This window comes from Thermostichus sp. MS-CIW-34 (assembly GCF_054060435.1).
The window spans coordinates 1-15,546 of record NZ_JBSSDE010000041.1 but is presented as its reverse complement, the minus strand read 5'-3'; the positions used below and the strand labels follow the sequence as shown (position 1 = coordinate 15,546).

10 protein-coding genes are annotated in these 15,546 nt (G+C 61.1%); 5 read left to right on the top strand and 5 right to left on the bottom strand.

From position 1 onward, the window contains the following. Window positions 1-227: 227 nt before the first annotated feature. Window positions 228-416 (bottom strand): hypothetical protein, encoded by a 189-nt coding sequence (locus ACVWYY_RS12240; RefSeq protein ID WP_457403271.1) that lies wholly within the window; start codon window positions 414-416, stop codon window positions 228-230. A gap of 125 nt (window positions 417-541) precedes the next feature. Between ACVWYY_RS12240 and ACVWYY_RS12235 the strand changes: the two genes are divergently transcribed. The 3 genes from ACVWYY_RS12235 (at window position 542) to ACVWYY_RS12225 (ending at window position 4,631) form a co-directional block, all read left to right on the top strand. After that, complete coding sequence (locus tag ACVWYY_RS12235; RefSeq protein WP_457403270.1) at window positions 542-1,552, top strand: ArsJ-associated glyceraldehyde-3-phosphate dehydrogenase; 1,011 nt, start codon at window positions 542-544, stop codon at window positions 1,550-1,552. 21 nt (window positions 1,553-1,573) lie between these two features. Next, window positions 1,574-2,860 carry an organoarsenical effux MFS transporter ArsJ gene (arsJ, locus tag ACVWYY_RS12230; RefSeq protein ID WP_457403268.1) on the top strand — a complete coding sequence of 429 codons (1,287 nt, stop codon included), beginning with the start codon at window positions 1,574-1,576 and terminating at the stop codon, window positions 2,858-2,860. A gap of 139 nt (window positions 2,861-2,999) precedes the next feature. Further along, window positions 3,000-4,631, top strand: a complete 1,632-nt coding sequence (locus tag ACVWYY_RS12225) for an alpha-D-glucose phosphate-specific phosphoglucomutase (RefSeq protein ID WP_457403267.1) — start codon at window positions 3,000-3,002, stop codon at window positions 4,629-4,631. Window positions 4,632-4,687: 56 nt separating this feature from the next. Here the strand turns inward: ACVWYY_RS12225 and ACVWYY_RS12220 are convergent, their stop codons facing one another. The 4 genes from ACVWYY_RS12220 to menA form a co-directional block, all read right to left on the bottom strand. After that, on the bottom strand, window positions 4,688-8,158 hold the full coding sequence (locus tag ACVWYY_RS12220; RefSeq protein ID WP_457440698.1) for a hypothetical protein: 3,471 nt from the start codon (window positions 8,156-8,158) through the stop codon (window positions 4,688-4,690). After that, window positions 8,140-9,318 (bottom strand): LptF/LptG family permease, encoded by a 1,179-nt coding sequence (locus ACVWYY_RS12215; protein ID WP_457440696.1) that lies wholly within the window; start codon window positions 9,316-9,318, stop codon window positions 8,140-8,142. The genes ACVWYY_RS12220 and ACVWYY_RS12215 overlap by 19 nt, the downstream gene beginning before the upstream one ends. A 77-nt stretch (window positions 9,319-9,395) precedes the next feature. Then, window positions 9,396-11,189 (bottom strand): LptA/OstA family protein, encoded by a 1,794-nt coding sequence (locus tag ACVWYY_RS12210; protein ID WP_457403265.1) that lies wholly within the window; start codon window positions 11,187-11,189, stop codon window positions 9,396-9,398. Between the two features lie 154 nt (window positions 11,190-11,343). Then, the gene (gene menA / locus ACVWYY_RS12205) at window positions 11,344-12,285 is read right to left on the bottom strand and encodes a 2-carboxy-1,4-naphthoquinone phytyltransferase (protein WP_457403264.1); all 942 of its coding nucleotides are present in this window, start codon (window positions 12,283-12,285) and stop codon (window positions 11,344-11,346) included. Window positions 12,286-12,628: 343 nt separating this feature from the next. Between menA and ACVWYY_RS12200 the strand changes: the two genes are divergently transcribed. Continuing rightward, complete coding sequence (locus ACVWYY_RS12200; protein WP_457403262.1) at window positions 12,629-14,200, top strand: isochorismate synthase; 1,572 nt, start codon at window positions 12,629-12,631, stop codon at window positions 14,198-14,200. A 116-nt stretch (window positions 14,201-14,316) separates the two neighbouring features. Beyond that, window positions 14,317-15,429, top strand: coding sequence for a threonine synthase (thrC, locus tag ACVWYY_RS12195; RefSeq protein ID WP_414407018.1), 1,113 nt, complete (start codon window positions 14,317-14,319; stop codon window positions 15,427-15,429). Window positions 15,430-15,546 lie beyond the last annotated feature (117 nt).

Below are 15,546 nucleotides of genomic sequence, written 5' to 3'. Positions count from 1 at the left end.
CCAGCTTAGCTTGTCGGGGTGTGGGGGTAGCTAAGCCCCGCACTGTACTCGTAGAGTCAGTGTCGAGATACAGATACCCCCACATGGTGTATGATGGGAGTACTTGCACAAAACGGCTTTTGCCGGAATCTGGTGCAACTACGCGGTAGGGCATTCCGTGTCTGCTCGTGGAGGGTTCTTGCGTAGGCTCCCCGATGAAGCGAGAAGCCCACGCTTTACCCGTAGGGTCAGCGATGGGAGTATGTCACGCCACCGGTTGCCGGGTTGGGCGAATTGTTGCCCAGAGGTGTGGATCTGGACTGCAAATCGGCTACAGGATAGGCCCTGTTGTCGATTGGGGCTGCCTCAGCGGATCCCTTTTGGATTTCAGGACATTCGGCAACATTTCCCAAGGCCAACCGTGAACCGACCCCCATCGGCCAGTCTCTCCTGACCCTACCCATCAACTTGTCTTGAAACGACTAGGGCGTTCTGATAAAGTCGAGGCGGGATTTGCCCTGAGAGAGCGGGATCCCTTCTGGACAAGTCTAGGGTCAATGCTATGGCAGTGCGGGTGGGCATCAACGGTTTTGGCCGCATCGGACGGCTGGTGCTGCGGGCTGCTTGGGGCTGGAAAGAGCTGGAATTCGCCCACATCAACGAGATCAAAGGGGGAGCTGCGACGGCGGCCCACCTGTTGAAGTTTGACTCGGTGCAGGGCCGCTGGGCTATCGACATTGAGGGATCCGATAACCGGCTGCGCATTCAGGACAAAACCCTCACCTTTAGCGAACACAAGTCTCCTGGTGAAGTGCCCTGGGCAGAGTTGGGGATCGAGCTAGTGCTGGAATGCTCGGGCAAGTTTGTCAAGGCAGCAGAGCTGGATGCCTACTTCAAAGCGGGGGTGCGCAAGGTGATTGTGGCTGCCCCTGTCAAGGACGAAGAGGCCCTCAACATTGTTATGGGTGTCAACGATCACCTGTACGACCCGGCCCGGCACCATTTGCTGACGGCGGCTTCCTGCACCACCAACTGCCTGGCTCCTTTGGTGAAGGTCATCCACGAGGGAATCGGCATTGTTCACGGGGTGATCACCACCATCCATGACGTCACCAATACCCAAACCATGGTGGATGCCCCCCACAAAGACCTGCGGCGGGCCCGCTCCGCTCTGCTGTCTTTGGTGCCCACCACCACCGGCTCGGCCACGGCCATTGGGCTGATTTACCCCGAACTCAACGGCAAGTTGAACGGCATTGCGGTGCGTGTTCCTCTCTTGAACGCTTCCCTAACCGATGCCGTGTTTGAGGTCAGGCGGCCCACCACTGTGGAGGAGGTTAATCACCTTTTAAAAACGGCAGCCGAGGGCCCACTCAAAGGCATCCTTGGCTATGAGGAGCTGCCCTTGGTCTCGGTGGATTTCAAAGGGGATCCCCGTTCCAGCATTGTGGATGCGCCCTCGACGATGGTGGTGGATGGCGCCCAGGTGAAGATCCTGGCCTGGTACGACAACGAATGGGGCTACGCCAACCGCATGGCGGAACTGGCCCGCAAAGTGGCCCGCAGTCTATAGATCCCCTTTGGAGACCTGCCCATGACTTCTGTTTCGACGGCTCAAGCCTCTGCGGTTCGCAACTACGCCCTGGTTACAGCGGCCTATTGGGGGTTCACCATCACCGATGGCGCCATCCGCATGTTGGTGCTGCTGCACTTCCACAAGTTGGGCTTTACCCCGATCCAAATTGCCATGCTGTTTCTCTTCTACGAGATCTTCGGGGTGATTACCAACTTCCTGGGCGGGTGGATTGGATCCCTGTTTGGCCTGCGGCTGACCCTGTATGGCGGCATTGCCATCCAGATCTTGGGATTGGTGATGCTGGGCGTGTTGAACATGCAGTGGCCGGTCTGGGGCCAGGTGGCCTACGTGATGACGGCCCAAGCTCTGGCCGGGATCGCCAAAGACCTCACCAAGATGAGCTCCAAAAGCGCCATCCGCCTGGTGGTGCCCAAAGAAGCGGAATCCCGCCTGTTTCGTTGGGTGGCTATGCTCACGGGATCCAAAAACGCCCTCAAGGGGGTGGGGTTCTTTGTGGGAGCGGCCCTGCTGCAGATCTTCACCGAAATCTACGGGGATCCCATGGGCTTCCGCATGGCCAACTTTGTCCAGGCGGGGGCGTTGGCTTTGATCTTCTGTTCGGGGGCGCTGCTGCCTGCAGACATGGGCAAAATCAAGGCCAAGATCCCCTTCAAGCGGCTGTTTTCCAAGAGCAGAGAGATCAACATCCTCTCGGCAGCTCGCTTTTTCCTGTTTGGGTCGCGGGATGTGTGGTTTGTGGTGGCCCTGCCGGTGTTTCTCTACGACGAGCTGGGCTGGACTTTTATGCAGGTGGGCAGTTACATGGCCATCTGGGTGATCGGCTATGGGTTCATTCAGTTTGTAGCGCCGCAACTGCTGGGTGGGGGTCGCCCTGGCCGTGCTCCCAAGGCCCGCACCATCCAGATTTGGACCTTCGTGCTGACGGCGGTGCCGGCGATCATTGCCACAGCCTTCATGGCCGGGCTGGCACCGGAGCTGGTGATCACCGGCGGCTTGATCCTGTTCGGGATCGTCTTTGCCTTCAATTCGGCAGTGCATTCCTACCTGGTGCTGGCCTACACGGAAGACGACGACGTAGCCCTCAATGTGGGCTTTTATTACATGGCTAATTCCGGCGGGCGGCTGTTGGGGACGGTAACTTCTGGGATCCTCTTCCAGTTCTACGGATTGGAGGGCTGTCTTTGGTTTTCCACCCTCTTGATCTTGGCGGCGGGGCTGTTCTCGTTGAAATTGCCGGATCCCAGCAAAACCCCGGTGGAGTGGGTGGTTAAGCCAGGGGATTGAAGATGGAGGGCTACCAGCGGAGATCGATGCATCCATTCAACCCATCCACAAATGGGTGGAGGGGAAAGAACTCTGCTCAGCCCAAACGAGAGGCCCAACGATGAGATAGTAGAGGAGCAAGCAGCTTTTCCGGCAGCCTATGAGCCTGCGCATCGTTCCCACGACGCCCTTCCCTGGCCAGAGACCCGGCACCTCTGGCCTGCGCAAGCCGGTATCGGTGTTTCAGCAGCCCCACTACCTGGAAAACTTCGTCCAATCCATTTTTGATGTCCTAGAGGGATCCGCCGGCCAAACCCTGGTGGTGGGGGGAGATGGCCGCTACTACAACCGCGAGGCCATTCAGATCCTGCTCAAGATGGCGGCGGCCAACGGCATTGGGCGGGTGTTGGTGGGGCAGGGAGGGATCCTCTCCACGCCGGCGGTTTCCTGTCTCATCCGCAAGTACGGCGCCTACGGGGGGATCATCTTCTCTGCCAGCCACAACCCCGGCGGCCCCCAGGGGGATTTCGGCATCAAGTACAACATCGGCAACGGTGGCCCTGCCCCGGAGAAGGTGACTGAGGCCATTTACGCCCGCACCCAGCAGATCCGGGAGTACCGCATCCTGGAAGCTCCCGATGTCGATCTGGATCGCTTGGGCGAGCAACGGCTGGGGTCCCTCACGGTGTCCGTCATCGACCCGGTGGCCGATTATTTGAGCCTGATGCAGCGTCTGTTCGATTTCGAGGCCATCCGCGACTACCTGGCCTCTGGGATCCGCATTGCCTTCGACGCCATGCACGCCGTCACCGGCCCCTATGCCCACGCCATTTTCCAGGGATCCCTGGGAGCACCAGAGGGCAGTGTGCTCAACGGGCAGCCCCTGCCGGATTTTGGCGGCGGACACCCGGATCCCAACCTGGTGCATGCCCGCTCATTGGTGGAACTGTTGTTTCGGGAAGATGGGCCGGACTTTGGGGCCGCTTCCGATGGGGATGGGGATCGCAATCTGATCCTGGGCCGCCAATTTTACGTGACCCCCAGCGACAGCTTGGCAGTCTTGGCTGCCAATGCCCACCTGGTACCCGGCTACCGAGAAGGTCTGGCGGGAATTGCCCGCTCCATGCCCACCAGCCAGGCGGCGGATCGGGTGGCGGCCAAGCTGGGGATCCCTTGCTACGAGACCCCCACCGGCTGGAAATTCTTCGGCAACCTGCTGGATGCCGGCAAGGTCACCCTCTGCGGGGAAGAGAGCTTCGGCACCGGATCTCACCACATCCGGGAAAAAGACGGGCTCTGGGCCGTCCTGTTTTGGCTGAACATTTTGGCCGTTCGACGGCAGCCGGTGCGGCAGATCGTGGAAGAGCACTGGCGCACCTATGGGCGCAACGTCTACTCCCGTCACGACTACGAGGGACTGCCGGTGGAGGTGGCCGAGGCGCTGATGGCAGACTTGCAACGCTCCCTGCCTGGGTGGGTGGGCCAGCGCTTGGGATCCCACACAGTGGCTTATGCCGATGACTTCAGCTACACCGATCCCGTAGACGGCAGCACCACCAGCCACCAAGGGATCCGCATCGGCTTTGAAAATGGCTCCCGCATCATCTACCGGCTTTCGGGAACCGGCACCCACGGAGCCACCCTGCGGGTGTACCTGGAGCGATTGGAGCTGGATCCGGCCCGACATGGCCTGGAGCCCCAAGCGGCCTTGGCCGAACAGATTCAACTGGCCGATCACCTTGCCCAGATTCGCGCCCGCACCGGTCGGCAGCAGCCAGACGTCATCACCTAACCCGCCGCAACTGTTGGCAGGGATCCTGCCGGCGGCGGTTCCTGGAGAAGCGGGGATCAGGGCCTGAGGCCATCCCAGCCGGTCGCTTCGGCGTCGCGGAGCAGAAAGGTGCCGATAGGGGAGGTGATGGGAGAGGTCAGTTGAAAATCTCCCCGCTCTTGGGTGAGGCCCACCGGGCGACTGGGGAAAGCCACCAGGATCCCTTCCAAGCGCAGTGACTCTGCCACCGGATCGTAGGCAAAGCGCAGCTCAAAATCCCGCAGGTCACGGCGAACTTCCACCCGGCGGATCCCTGCTTCCGTCAGGCCCAGGCGCAGCCGCCAGTGGTTTTGCCACTGCGTGCCGAGAGTGGCATCCAGCTCCAGGCCATAGGTAGAGATCTGGCCCAACCGGGGATCGTAAACCGCCTGCAGCGCATAGCTGATCCCCGGCTCATACACATCCAGGCCGGAGCGTTGATCCCGGTTAAACGTGGTGCTGCTGCGCCCCCGATATTCCAGACGGATCGGTTGCAACTGCCCTTCGTTGAGGTCGTAGGCCGTCTGCAACTGAATGTTGAACAGATCGGGAGCGGTGTTCCAGGTGAAGTTGGCGTTGAGGGTGTCCCACTTCTGGGCAACGAAGTCGTAGCCAAAGCTGGTGTCCAGGCGCACCAAGTTTCTCACCTCTGCCTGCAGCTCCTGCAAGTTGCGGGAGGCAATCGCTGCCAAATCCTCCGGGGTATCGTCGGGGAAGGTCAGGGCTATCGGCAGCTCGCCGGGCAGGTCATCTTCAAAGGCAATGTAGCCTGGGGGCACATCGGGTAGGGGATCGCGGGGCGTAAAGAAGCTGATGTTGGCATTGATGCGATCCACATCTTTAGGGCTGGTGGAGAGGGTTTGGAAGGGCACAGAATTGTTGCCGTAGAAGGTGCGGCTGTAGCGCAGGTCGATGGTATTCCAGTCGGCAGGTCTGAGGCTGAGGCGAGGGTTGAGGCTGACAGTAGACTCCTGGTCGGGAGTGGAGTAGAGAACTTGGGTGTAATCGATAGAACCCGGCATGAAGGTGATCCAGGGAGCCGGTTGAATATCGTTGAACTGAAGGCTGGAGCGCAGCTCGTAGCGATTGAAAAAGTGGAGGCCCGCCCCCACCTCCTGATCCGGCTGTTGCTCTTGAGTCAGGGTGAGGGCGCTGCTGAGAGCAATATCGGGCGTGATGCGAACGAGGTCGGGGTTAAAGGCCAGCTCGAAGTTGCGACGCGGCTCGTTGTCGCCATTGGAACTGCTGTAGGCGCGGTAGGCCAGGCGATAGGTACCTCCCCAGCCGGGTGGGGTCAGTTGAGTGCCCAGCGTCAACCGCGCATCGGCAAAGTCGGGGCCATCTTTGACGCTCACCCGCTGGTTGTAGTCCAAGCGGAGATCCGATTGCAGCCAGTGCACGCCCCCGTACCGCTGAGTGTGGCTGAGGGTGAGGGGGAAGCTGTAGATGCCCCGCTCCTGGGATCCGGTGCGGCTGATGTTGAGGGTGGTGGTGGAGAGATCCCCCTGAAAGGTGGCGTTGAGGCGGAGATCGGCGTTGTCGTTGCGTCCGCCGGCAGGACGGTAGGTGTTGTCCAGGTTGAGGTTGAGCTGCCCCCGCAGTTGGCCTTCCTGCCCAAAGAGGTTGGCAGCGTAAAAGTCGAAGTTGTGGTCGATGCGGAAACGGCTGGAGAAGCGCTGTTGGTCGGCTTCGGTAACCAAGTAAAACTGGGCTCGCCCGTAGTTGACGCTGTCCGGGATGGGCAGGATGTAGTCATGCAAGAAACCAATGCCCACCCCTTTTTTCTGGATGGCATCCAGCCGCAGGCCGCCGAAGTTGTATTCGTCGAAGCGGTAGGCCCAACTGGATTTGACAAACACCCCCTCTGTCTCGCTGCGCCCCGGCAGCACCCACTGGTGATCCCGCAGGCTGTAGATGAACAGGGGGAAATAGGCAATCTGCAGGCCCGCCCGCAGATCCCCTGCTTCTGTCAGCTCGCCGCCGGCAAACACGCGGGCGTCGTAGACGATCACCCGGTCATCGGGAAACACCTCCACCCGATCCCCTTGCACGTAGTGGGTGATGGGCGGCTCTGGCGAGGTGGTGACGGTGGCTTTCTCGAAAAAGATCTGATCCCCCAAAATGGCGGTGGTCTCTTGGCTGCGCACAAAAACCTTGGTGCCCGGCTCCTCCCCCGGCAGAATGACCAGCGAGCTCTCAAATTGGGCGGTGCGACCGGGGATATCCAGATCCAAATTTCGCCCTTCGATTTGCCGGATCCCGCGCCCTTGGGGGCCAGGGGGCTGCTCCATGCGAAAAGGGCCCTCGCTGCGCAGGCGTCGCTCCCGCCGATAAAACAGCAGCCGGTCGCCGGTGATGCGGGTGCCGTCAGCCAGTTGGATCAAGGCGTTCCCCTCGGCAATGCCCAGGTCTTGTTCGGCGATGTAGCTGAGGACATCCCCGCTGACGTTGATTTGATCCGGGTCGAGGGGGATTTGCCGCTGCGCGGTGGCCGAGAGTTGCTGGCGAATCTGGGATCCCTGGCTAACGTTCCCTGTCGCCGAGACGGCATCTGCCCCGGTGCCCAGATCCCGCAAAAGGGGGAACTGCTCCAGCAGTTGAGGAGCCAGGGGTGAGCCCGCAGTGGGGACAAAGGCTTCCCTGCCCCTTTGAGTGGCCATGGGGGATCCCGTCAGCCCCGACGCAGGGGCGGCATCTGCCAACACAACACCGCCCAAATCCAAGCTCCCACCGGCTTGGGAGATCAGGGGAGGAATGGTCTTGGGGGAAGCTGGGATCCGATTTAACCTTGCCTCTGAACCGGCTCCACCTTGCAGTTGGGCCGTAGCCCGGTTTTCGCCATTGGATTCCGATCGCGTTAGCGGGACGGAGTCCTTGGTGGGGCGCAGCCAGGGTTGCTCTTCCACCTGCAGGGCTTCAGCCTGAGAAGTCATGGGCTGGGAAAGCCGAAGGGAGTCCAGGGTGGGAACTGCCGCAGTGGGCGTCGCCGGTGAAGCGGGCTGGGGAGCCGGTGTTGCTTGGGCTTGCTGCGCCTGTCGCCGAGCATGGGCTGCTGCCCCTTCGGCCAACAGCCGTTGTAGCCGCTGTCGGTTCAGTTCTTCTGGCGTGAGGGGCTTTTCAGGAGAGTTGGCAAGGGGAGGGGATCCAAAGTCTGAAACCGGGGCCGTAGGGGGTGGGGTTGCCGCAGTCAAGGCTGTAGCAGGCAGAGAAGATTGCGCCTCGGCCAAGGTGATGGGCTCCTCATCGGCGGCAGCCATCGGTTCTGGGCTGGAAGCCCGGCGGGCCGGTTGCAGGCGCTGAGCAAGTGTTTGCGCTGACCGAAAGCGCTGGTAGCCCTCCAGAGAGAACTCCGTCCCGCCGACGCCAACAGTGGGCAGGGGGTCCAACTGGGCGAAGACGGCCTCCCCCGTCCCCAACCACAGGGAGCCGCCCCAGCAAAGAGCCAACCACTTTGCCCAAGGGCTGAAGTCAGGGGGGAAGTTGCAGGATTTCACCGTAAAAACCGCCACAGTAAAGAGAAGCCCACCCCACCGAAAATCATATTCGGCAACCAGGCAGCCAGCCAGGGATCGATGTGCTCAACTCGACCCATCGCTCGTCCCAGGCTCATCAGTACATAGTAAATAAACACCAGAACAATCGCTAGCGCCACGCCGCCGTAGCGCCCCGTTTGCCGCACCGTTTGCAGGCCCAAGGGGGCAGCCACCAAGATGGCGAAAAAGCTGGCCAAAGGAATGGCGAACTTGAGGTGGTATTCCGTCAGGCAGCGAGCCACATCGGCAGAAGGACGTTGCTCCGCTCGATATCGCTGGCACTGCTCCCACAGCTCCCCCGCCCGTTGCTCTTGGGGCACTTTTTCCGCGTACACCAGGCCCACCAGTTTGTTGACGATGTTGAGCTGCATTTCTTCCACCTGGCCTTCATAGTAGGTGCGCCCCTGCTCGTCATAACGGCGGATCACCACATCTCGCAGTTGCCACGATTGGCCCACCTGCTGCGCGGTTTGAGCGGAGATCACCTGCGGATAGCGCAGGTGGCCGGTCTCAGCTTTGCGATCCAGGATCAACAAATCCTGCATCAAGCCGGTCTTCGGGTCAATCGATCCGACATGAAACCAGAGATCATCATCCACCCGCACGATCTCTTCTGGATTAAACAAAAGGGCATCCTGAGCCAAGATGAGGTTTTTATTCAGGGTTTTCACCTTTTGGTTGGTTTCCGGCACAATGACTTCATTGGTCAACAGCGCCAAGCCGCTGATCAGCAGGCCAATACAGAGCACGGGGATAAACACTTTGCGATAGGGGATCCCGGCAGCGCGCAGGGCGATGATCTCGCTATCGGCTCCCATTTTGCCCAGGGTGAGCAAGGTGGCAAAGAGGCCGGCAATGGGAAAGGTGACCACCAAAATGGCGGGCAAATTGAGGAGGAGAATGTGCAAAATGGTTAGCGGAGGAGCGCCCTTTTTCACCAGCAGATCGGCGTAGATAAAGAGCTGGTTGCCCAGCATCAGCACCGTCCCCCCGGCCACTCCCAGAAAGAAGGGGCGAATCATCTCTTTGAAGAGATAAAACTCCAAAAAGGCAGCCCCCAATTTCAGGGATCCCCAAAAGCTGCCCGCTTGAGCAGGGGTTCTGCGCAGTTTGCCCTCGGCGAGTGGAGCCGTCATGACATCACCTCGGATCACAACCTCAGCCAAACCTGGACGATCAAAAACCACAGATGGCTCCCCGAGGGGGGATCCCATCAGAGGGCGTCGGTGATGCGAAACTGAAACATGCCCTGCTGTTGCCCGTCCCCTTCGACGGTGTATTCATCTTGTTTTATGTTCAGGGTAACCAGCTTGCCACTGAGGCGATTGGCGCCCCGGCACATCTGATCCAGCGCGTTGCGGCCCGGCAGAGCTTGGGTGCTCTCCCCGGGAAGGCGGCCGACCTCTCCCCGATCGCAGAGCACCACAGGAGCCTGTTCGGCGCTGATTTTGAAAATTTGTTCTCGGTCAAAGTAATCGGCGCGATCCCCTTCGATGGCGCGGTTGGCCTGCACAATAACCACATTGCCGAAGAAGCGGGCATCGCCGCTGGCTTGGTCGATCTCCACCCGGTCGGCGTAGATCACCGTCGGCTGATCCACATCCGCCTGGGTCTCTGAGTTTTGCAAGCGCCGCGCCAGCCACTCCCCCTCGATCTGCTCGATCACCACCTCTCCCCGCAGCTCCACTTTCTCAGGGGTGATGGTGGCCTGGTTGGCCTTGGCCCTGCGCCCCCGCTGGATGAACTCGACGGCATCGCTAAACTCGGAAGTGCCGGTGCGGGAGTTGTAAACCAGGCGGGCAGCCCGCACCTCGGTTTCGGCTTGGCGCAGCTCCTCTGTCAGGGATCCCCCGCCGGGCGTGGGGGTAGAGGCAGCCATCTGCCGGTAAAGGACGTTCTCTTCAAAGAAGAAGATCTTGTCGCGGTGGTTGCCCTCCAGGCGGGCGGAGGTGAGCACCCGTCCGGGTTCTTCCAGGGTAACTCCTCCCGTCAACAGACTTTGGGATTCGCGGCGGCGGTAGGTGCCCTGGGCCGCCTGGATGATGGTTTCCCCCTGGCGGATCTCCAGGTTGCCTTCCCCTTGGGCAATTTGTGTGTTGCGGTCGTACGTGAGGCGGTCGGCAATGATGGTGACTTCTTGATCCTGTTGGTCTGGGGTCGCCTCCGGGCCGGGAGAGGCCTGGGCCAAGCGCAGATCGGCCAATAAGGGATCCCGGCTGCTGTCGCCGGCCACCTCTTGCAACACCACACCGCCGGAGAGAATGCTTTGGGCCTGCTGGCGCAGGTAGGTGCCCTGGGGAGCGCGAATTTCGATGCCACGTTCGCGAATGCGCAGGTTCCCTTTCCCCTGAGCCACTTGTTGGGTGCGGTCGTAGGTGATCTGGTCGGCGGTGATGGTGGTGGAGGTGGGTGCCGAGCCGTTTGGGGGCAACACTATCAGCTTGCCCTGCTGAGCGCTGAGAAGGGCAAATTGAAAGTTAAACGAGCCAGAGCGGCCCTGCAACACCATTTCCCGGCCTTTGAGGGTGAACTCCGCGGGCACCTCGATGCGTTCTTCGGGGGTGACTCTCAGGGCGCTGGTCAAGAGCAAGCTGCCATCGTCGCTCCTCACCTCCACCTCGCCATCCAAATACAGCTCGTCGGCGGTGGCATTGTAGCGGGCTCGCTTGGCCCGCCAAGTCATCTGCTCGCTGCTATCAAAAAAGGGATCCGGCACCCCTTCCTGTCGGTCGGCGCTTTCTCCGTAGAAGTAGCCGTGCGCCCCCTGCTCAAATACTTGTTGCCCGGCTGCCAGATCCACCTGCTCGGCGATCAGTCGCCACCGCTGATGGCCTCCCCGACGACCCAAGATATCTACCCTGCGGCTGACCGAGAGGGGCTGGTCGGGGGGAGGAGACTCCACCTTCACTTCTTCGATGTCGATCGACAAGGCCCAGCCCACCAAAGCAGCCAAGATGCTGCTCCCCAACAGCGCCACTCCCAGGTTGGAATTGAAGAATCGCCCCATCCTATTCTTGCTGCCGCCTCACCTCGACCCGAACTGACCACTCCCCTTGGAGCCAACGCTCTGAGCTAGCACTCTAGGCTGTAGCTTATCCCATTTTGCCGGCTGCACCGGAGGGATCCCGCGCACACCTAGCCTTAAGCCGACTTTTCAGCCTTCAGCCATAGCGGCTGAGGATGAACCCCAACCCCAGAAACAGCCCCAGCCAAAAGTGGAGGCCGACGGCAATGAACTTGGAATGGCTAATCCGCTGCGGCTGGTCATGGTAAGCCCCCAGCAGGCGGGAGAGCCGCACCGCAAACGGGATCCCCGCCAAACTCAGCAGGGTCCAAGCTGGAAAGATCCCCAGCCCCACAAACAGCAGCATCAGGCCAAAAAGGCTGCCGCAGAGCCAGGGGATGAGGCGGGCCGAGCGCAAAGTCCCCAGGCGGGCCACCGGCGAGCGCTTGCCGCAGGCTAGGTCATCCTGCACTTGATGGAAATGGGAACAAAACAAAATCAAGCTGGTCGCCATTCCCACCACCAGTGAGGCTGCCAACCCCGGCAGCGACCAGGTCTGGCTTTGGCTGTAGTGGGCAGCCGAGACCGCCAGCGGCCCAAAGCTGAAAAAGCAGAGGATCTCCCCCAGGCCCTGGTAGCCCAGGCGCAGGGGCGGCCCTTGGTAGGCATAGCCCAGCCCACAGGCCAGCAGCACCAACAGCAGCACCGTCGGATCCCATTGCCGCCAGCTCAGCCACAGGATCCCCAGCAGACCCAGGGCCAAAAAGGCATTCCCCACCCAAAACACCTGCCCCGGCTTGCCCGTCAGGTTAACCAGGGAGTGGAGTTTGTTTTTGTCCACCCCTGTCTGGGCATCGAACACGTCGTTGCTGAGGTTGACCCAGGCCAAGATGCAGATGGCAGCTCCCCAAAACACCCCCAAAACCCCCAAATCCAGTACCCCTGACTGGGCGTAGGCAATGGCGGATCCCACCCAGATGGGCATGATCGCCACACTGTACATGGGGGGCTTGAGGGCAGCCATCCACAATTGCCGGCGGGAGGGGTCACTCCATGCGACCTCTGCTGGTGGCTGCACTTGGCCGACATCTGGATGCATGCGAATTCTCCTTGGGGAGCAAGCCTGCTCTGGGGCCCGTCTCCGGATCTGTCTATATCTGTTCTGTAAGGTAGAGCGCCTTAGGAAGCATTCTCCAGGATGCTAAGAAACTTTGCAGTCCGTGAAGAAGCTCCTCAGATCTGGCCCCCAAAAGCCCGGGCTGCCGGCTCTTCTCCTAATCTCTTATCCTAAAGTCATCTCCTGCCGGTCTCCATCGACAGGTGTCCTGTTTTCGGCCAAGGTGGGATCGTTCTCTTTGCTCTTTCGCATGACCTCTTCTCTTTCCCCTCGGAATGCCCACGGTACGCTTGAGTGCCTGGAGTGGCCGAGAGCATGGCCGCCGATGCGCACTTCTGCTTGGACAGGCGAGACGGGGAATCGGCGCCACTGGGATCCCTTCCTAGCCGCCTGCCAACAGATGGCGCGGGCGCGGGGCGTGCCCCAAATCCTCAGCTTGTCCCAGCCCATCCCAGAGCTGGATCCGCTGGCGGTGCTGGCCCAGAAGCTGGGTTCTCTCCCCACGAACCGATTCCCGAGCTACTGTTATTTCTCCCACAAGGCCCACGGGGAAAGGGTGCGGGTGTTGGGATGGGGATCCCTGCGGCAGGTCGATCTCTCGGGAGAAGGGGGCTTGCGGGCGGCACGGAGCTTTGTAGAAGAGCTGCAGCCCCACGTCCATGCCGCTTGCATTGGCAGAACGGAGCCCTCGGAAGTGGGAAGATTCCCAGACAGCCGGCAGGAACGCCCCCTGTGTTTCTGTCGCCTTGGTTTCAGCCCCAGGAGTGATGGGGGGGCGGCGCTGGTTCTGCCGCGCTGGCAACTGTTGCAGGTACCAGGCTCCTGGAGATCTCTGGCGGTGGCGCGGCTCAATCTGGAAATTGCTCCCGAAAGTGACCTAGCAGCTTTGGCCGGGCAGATCACCGCCTTTTTTGCCCAAATGGAGCGCCTTTCTCGATCCCCCTTGCCCTCGTGGGAATTGCAAGCTCCTGTGCCAGTGAACTTGGAGGAAGCCCCCCTCTTGGCGCGCATCCAAAAAGCCCTGCAGGTGATTCAGGCGGGATCCCTGGAGAAAGTGGTGCTGGCCGAAGCCGTGGATCTGCACTTGCCTGTCCCGCCGTCAATCCCGTCCCTGCTGGCCTACCTGGAAACAGATCATCCCGATTGCAGCATCTTTGCCTTTGCCGCTGGCGTCAGCGGGCCGAAGTCCTTGGAGGCAGATGCTCGGGGGAATTTGCCGGCCAGGCCTCTCCCCCTGGTCCAAGAGGGGGCCTTTCCCCAGGTTTTCTTGGGGGCCACCCCGGAGCGCTTGCTTTCCGTGTGGCAAGGCCGGGTGCAGATCGATGCCTTAGCCGGCTCCGCCGCCCGCGGCGCCACCCCTGTCCAGGATCGCCAGTTGGCCGAGGAGCTGCTCCGCAGCCCCAAAGACCGCCGCGAACACCAGTGGGTGGTGCGCTCGATCCGGGAGGCTCTGAGTCGGTTGGGAATGGATCCCTGCATTTCCCCGCAACCGCGGCTGCTCCGTCTAGCCAACATCCAGCATCTGCAAACCTTGATCGAGGCGGAGCTCCCCGCCGATGTACATCTGTTCGATCTGCTGGCCCAGCTCCACCCGACGGCAGCGGTGGGAGGGTATCCCCAACAGGCGGCGCTGCAGTGGCTAGAGCGGTTGGAACCCTTTGATCGCTCCAGCTATGCTGCTCCTTTGGGCTGGGTAGACTTACAGGGCAATGGCGAGTTTGTGGTGGGGATCCGCTCCGCCCTAATTCGGGGGAATTGGGCCCGCTTGTATGCCGGTGCCGGGATTGTGGCTGACTCCAACCCAGAGCAAGAGCTGGCCGAGATTCGTCTGAAGTTGCGCTCTCTGGTGCAGGCTCTGGCCTTGCGACCTGCAGCTCCTCCGCTCCCCAGCTTCTGAAGAGAGGGGATCAGGAAGATGTTTCTGCCGCCGCTGCGGGAGGTGGATACGAACCCCTCCACGAACAGCTACAGTGAGAAAGCCGGTCTTTGATTAGCCTCGGTGTCCTCTGCGGCATGGCGACCCTGAATCCCACCCATCCCCCTCGTATAGCCGGATCCCGCGCGCAAGTGGGGCTTTGGCCCGGCCTGATCCAGCACTATCGGGAATGGCTCCCCGTCAGCGCCAGCACACCTGTGGTCACGCTACATGAGGGCAACACGCCTCTGGTGCCTTCCCCGGCTTTGAGCCAACGGCTGGGGCGAGACTGCCAAGTTTACCTGAAGCTGGAGGGCCTCAACCCCACCGGTAGTTTTAAGGATCGGGGTATGACGATGGCGGTGTCCAAGGCCAAAGAGGCCGGAGCAGAGGCCGTGATCTGCGCCAGTACCGGCAACACCTCGGCGGCGGCTGCTGCCTTTGCGGCCAAAGGAGGTCTGCGGGCCTATGTGCTGATCCCCGATGGCTACGTGGCCAAAGGCAAACTGGCCCAAACCCTGATGTACGGGGCGGAGATCATCGCCGTTCAAGGCAACTTCGACCAAGCGCTGGCTATGGTGCGGCAGCTGGCGGAAACCTACCCGGTGGCCCTGGTGAACTCGGTCAACCGCTTCCGCTTGGAAGGGCAGAAAACCGCCGCCTTCGAGGTGGTGGATGCTTTGGGGGATGCCCCCGATTGGCTCTGTATTCCGGTGGGCAACGCGGGCAACATCACGGCTTATTGGATGGGGTTTTGCCAGTACCGCCAGCAGGGCAAGGCTACCCGTCGCCCTCGTCTCTACGGCTTCGAGGCTGCCGGTGCTGCCCCCATGGTGTTGAACCGGGTGGTGGAACACCCAGAGACGGTGGCCACGGCCATTCGCATCGGCAATCCTGCCAGTTGGGTGAAGGCCAAGGCGGCAGTGCAGGTGAGCGGCGGTCAGGTGGATAGCGTCACCGACGAGGAGATTCTGGCAGCCTATCGTCTCCTGGCATCCGAAGAAGGGATCTTTTGCGAGCCGGCCAGCGCGGCCTCGGTGGCAGGATTGCTGAAATGGCGAGAGCAGGTGCCTGCTGGAGCACAGGTGGTGTGCGTGCTGACGGGCAATGGCCTTAAGGATCCGGACACGGCCAGCCACCAGGGATCCGCTCCTATCCACACCGGCGTTGTCCCTGAGCTGTCCGCTGTTGCTCGTCTGATGGGTTTCTAGCAGAAACCGCCCGCTGGTTAGGGTCAGCTAGAAATCGCAGGAGCCCCGCACTGTACCCGTAGGGTCAGTGTCGGGAGGAATGCGGAAGTTACGATAGAACCATGACCCAAGTCCTGA

What these genes read in the sequence shown, in the direction of transcription:
- ACVWYY_RS12210 (WP_457403265.1), bottom strand. Translation starts at nt 11,189, where the DNA reads ATGGGGCGATTCTTCAATTCCAACCTGGGAGTGGCGCTGTTGGGGAGC.
- arsJ (WP_457403268.1), top strand. Translation starts at nt 1,574, where the DNA reads ATGACTTCTGTTTCGACGGCTCAAGCCTCTGCGGTTCGCAACTACGCC.
- ACVWYY_RS12215 (WP_457440696.1), bottom strand. Translation starts at nt 9,318, where the DNA reads ATGACGGCTCCACTCGCCGAGGGCAAACTGCGCAGAACCCCTGCTCAA.
- ACVWYY_RS12235 (WP_457403270.1), top strand. Translation starts at nt 542, where the DNA reads ATGGCAGTGCGGGTGGGCATCAACGGTTTTGGCCGCATCGGACGGCTG.
- ACVWYY_RS12200 (WP_457403262.1), top strand. Translation starts at nt 12,629, where the DNA reads ATGCGCACTTCTGCTTGGACAGGCGAGACGGGGAATCGGCGCCACTGG.
- ACVWYY_RS12225 (WP_457403267.1), top strand. Translation starts at nt 3,000, where the DNA reads ATGAGCCTGCGCATCGTTCCCACGACGCCCTTCCCTGGCCAGAGACCC.
- thrC (WP_414407018.1), top strand. Translation starts at nt 14,317, where the DNA reads ATGGCGACCCTGAATCCCACCCATCCCCCTCGTATAGCCGGATCCCGC.
- ACVWYY_RS12240 (WP_457403271.1), bottom strand. Translation starts at nt 416, where the DNA reads ATGGGGGTCGGTTCACGGTTGGCCTTGGGAAATGTTGCCGAATGTCCT.
- menA (WP_457403264.1), bottom strand. Translation starts at nt 12,285, where the DNA reads ATGCATCCAGATGTCGGCCAAGTGCAGCCACCAGCAGAGGTCGCATGG.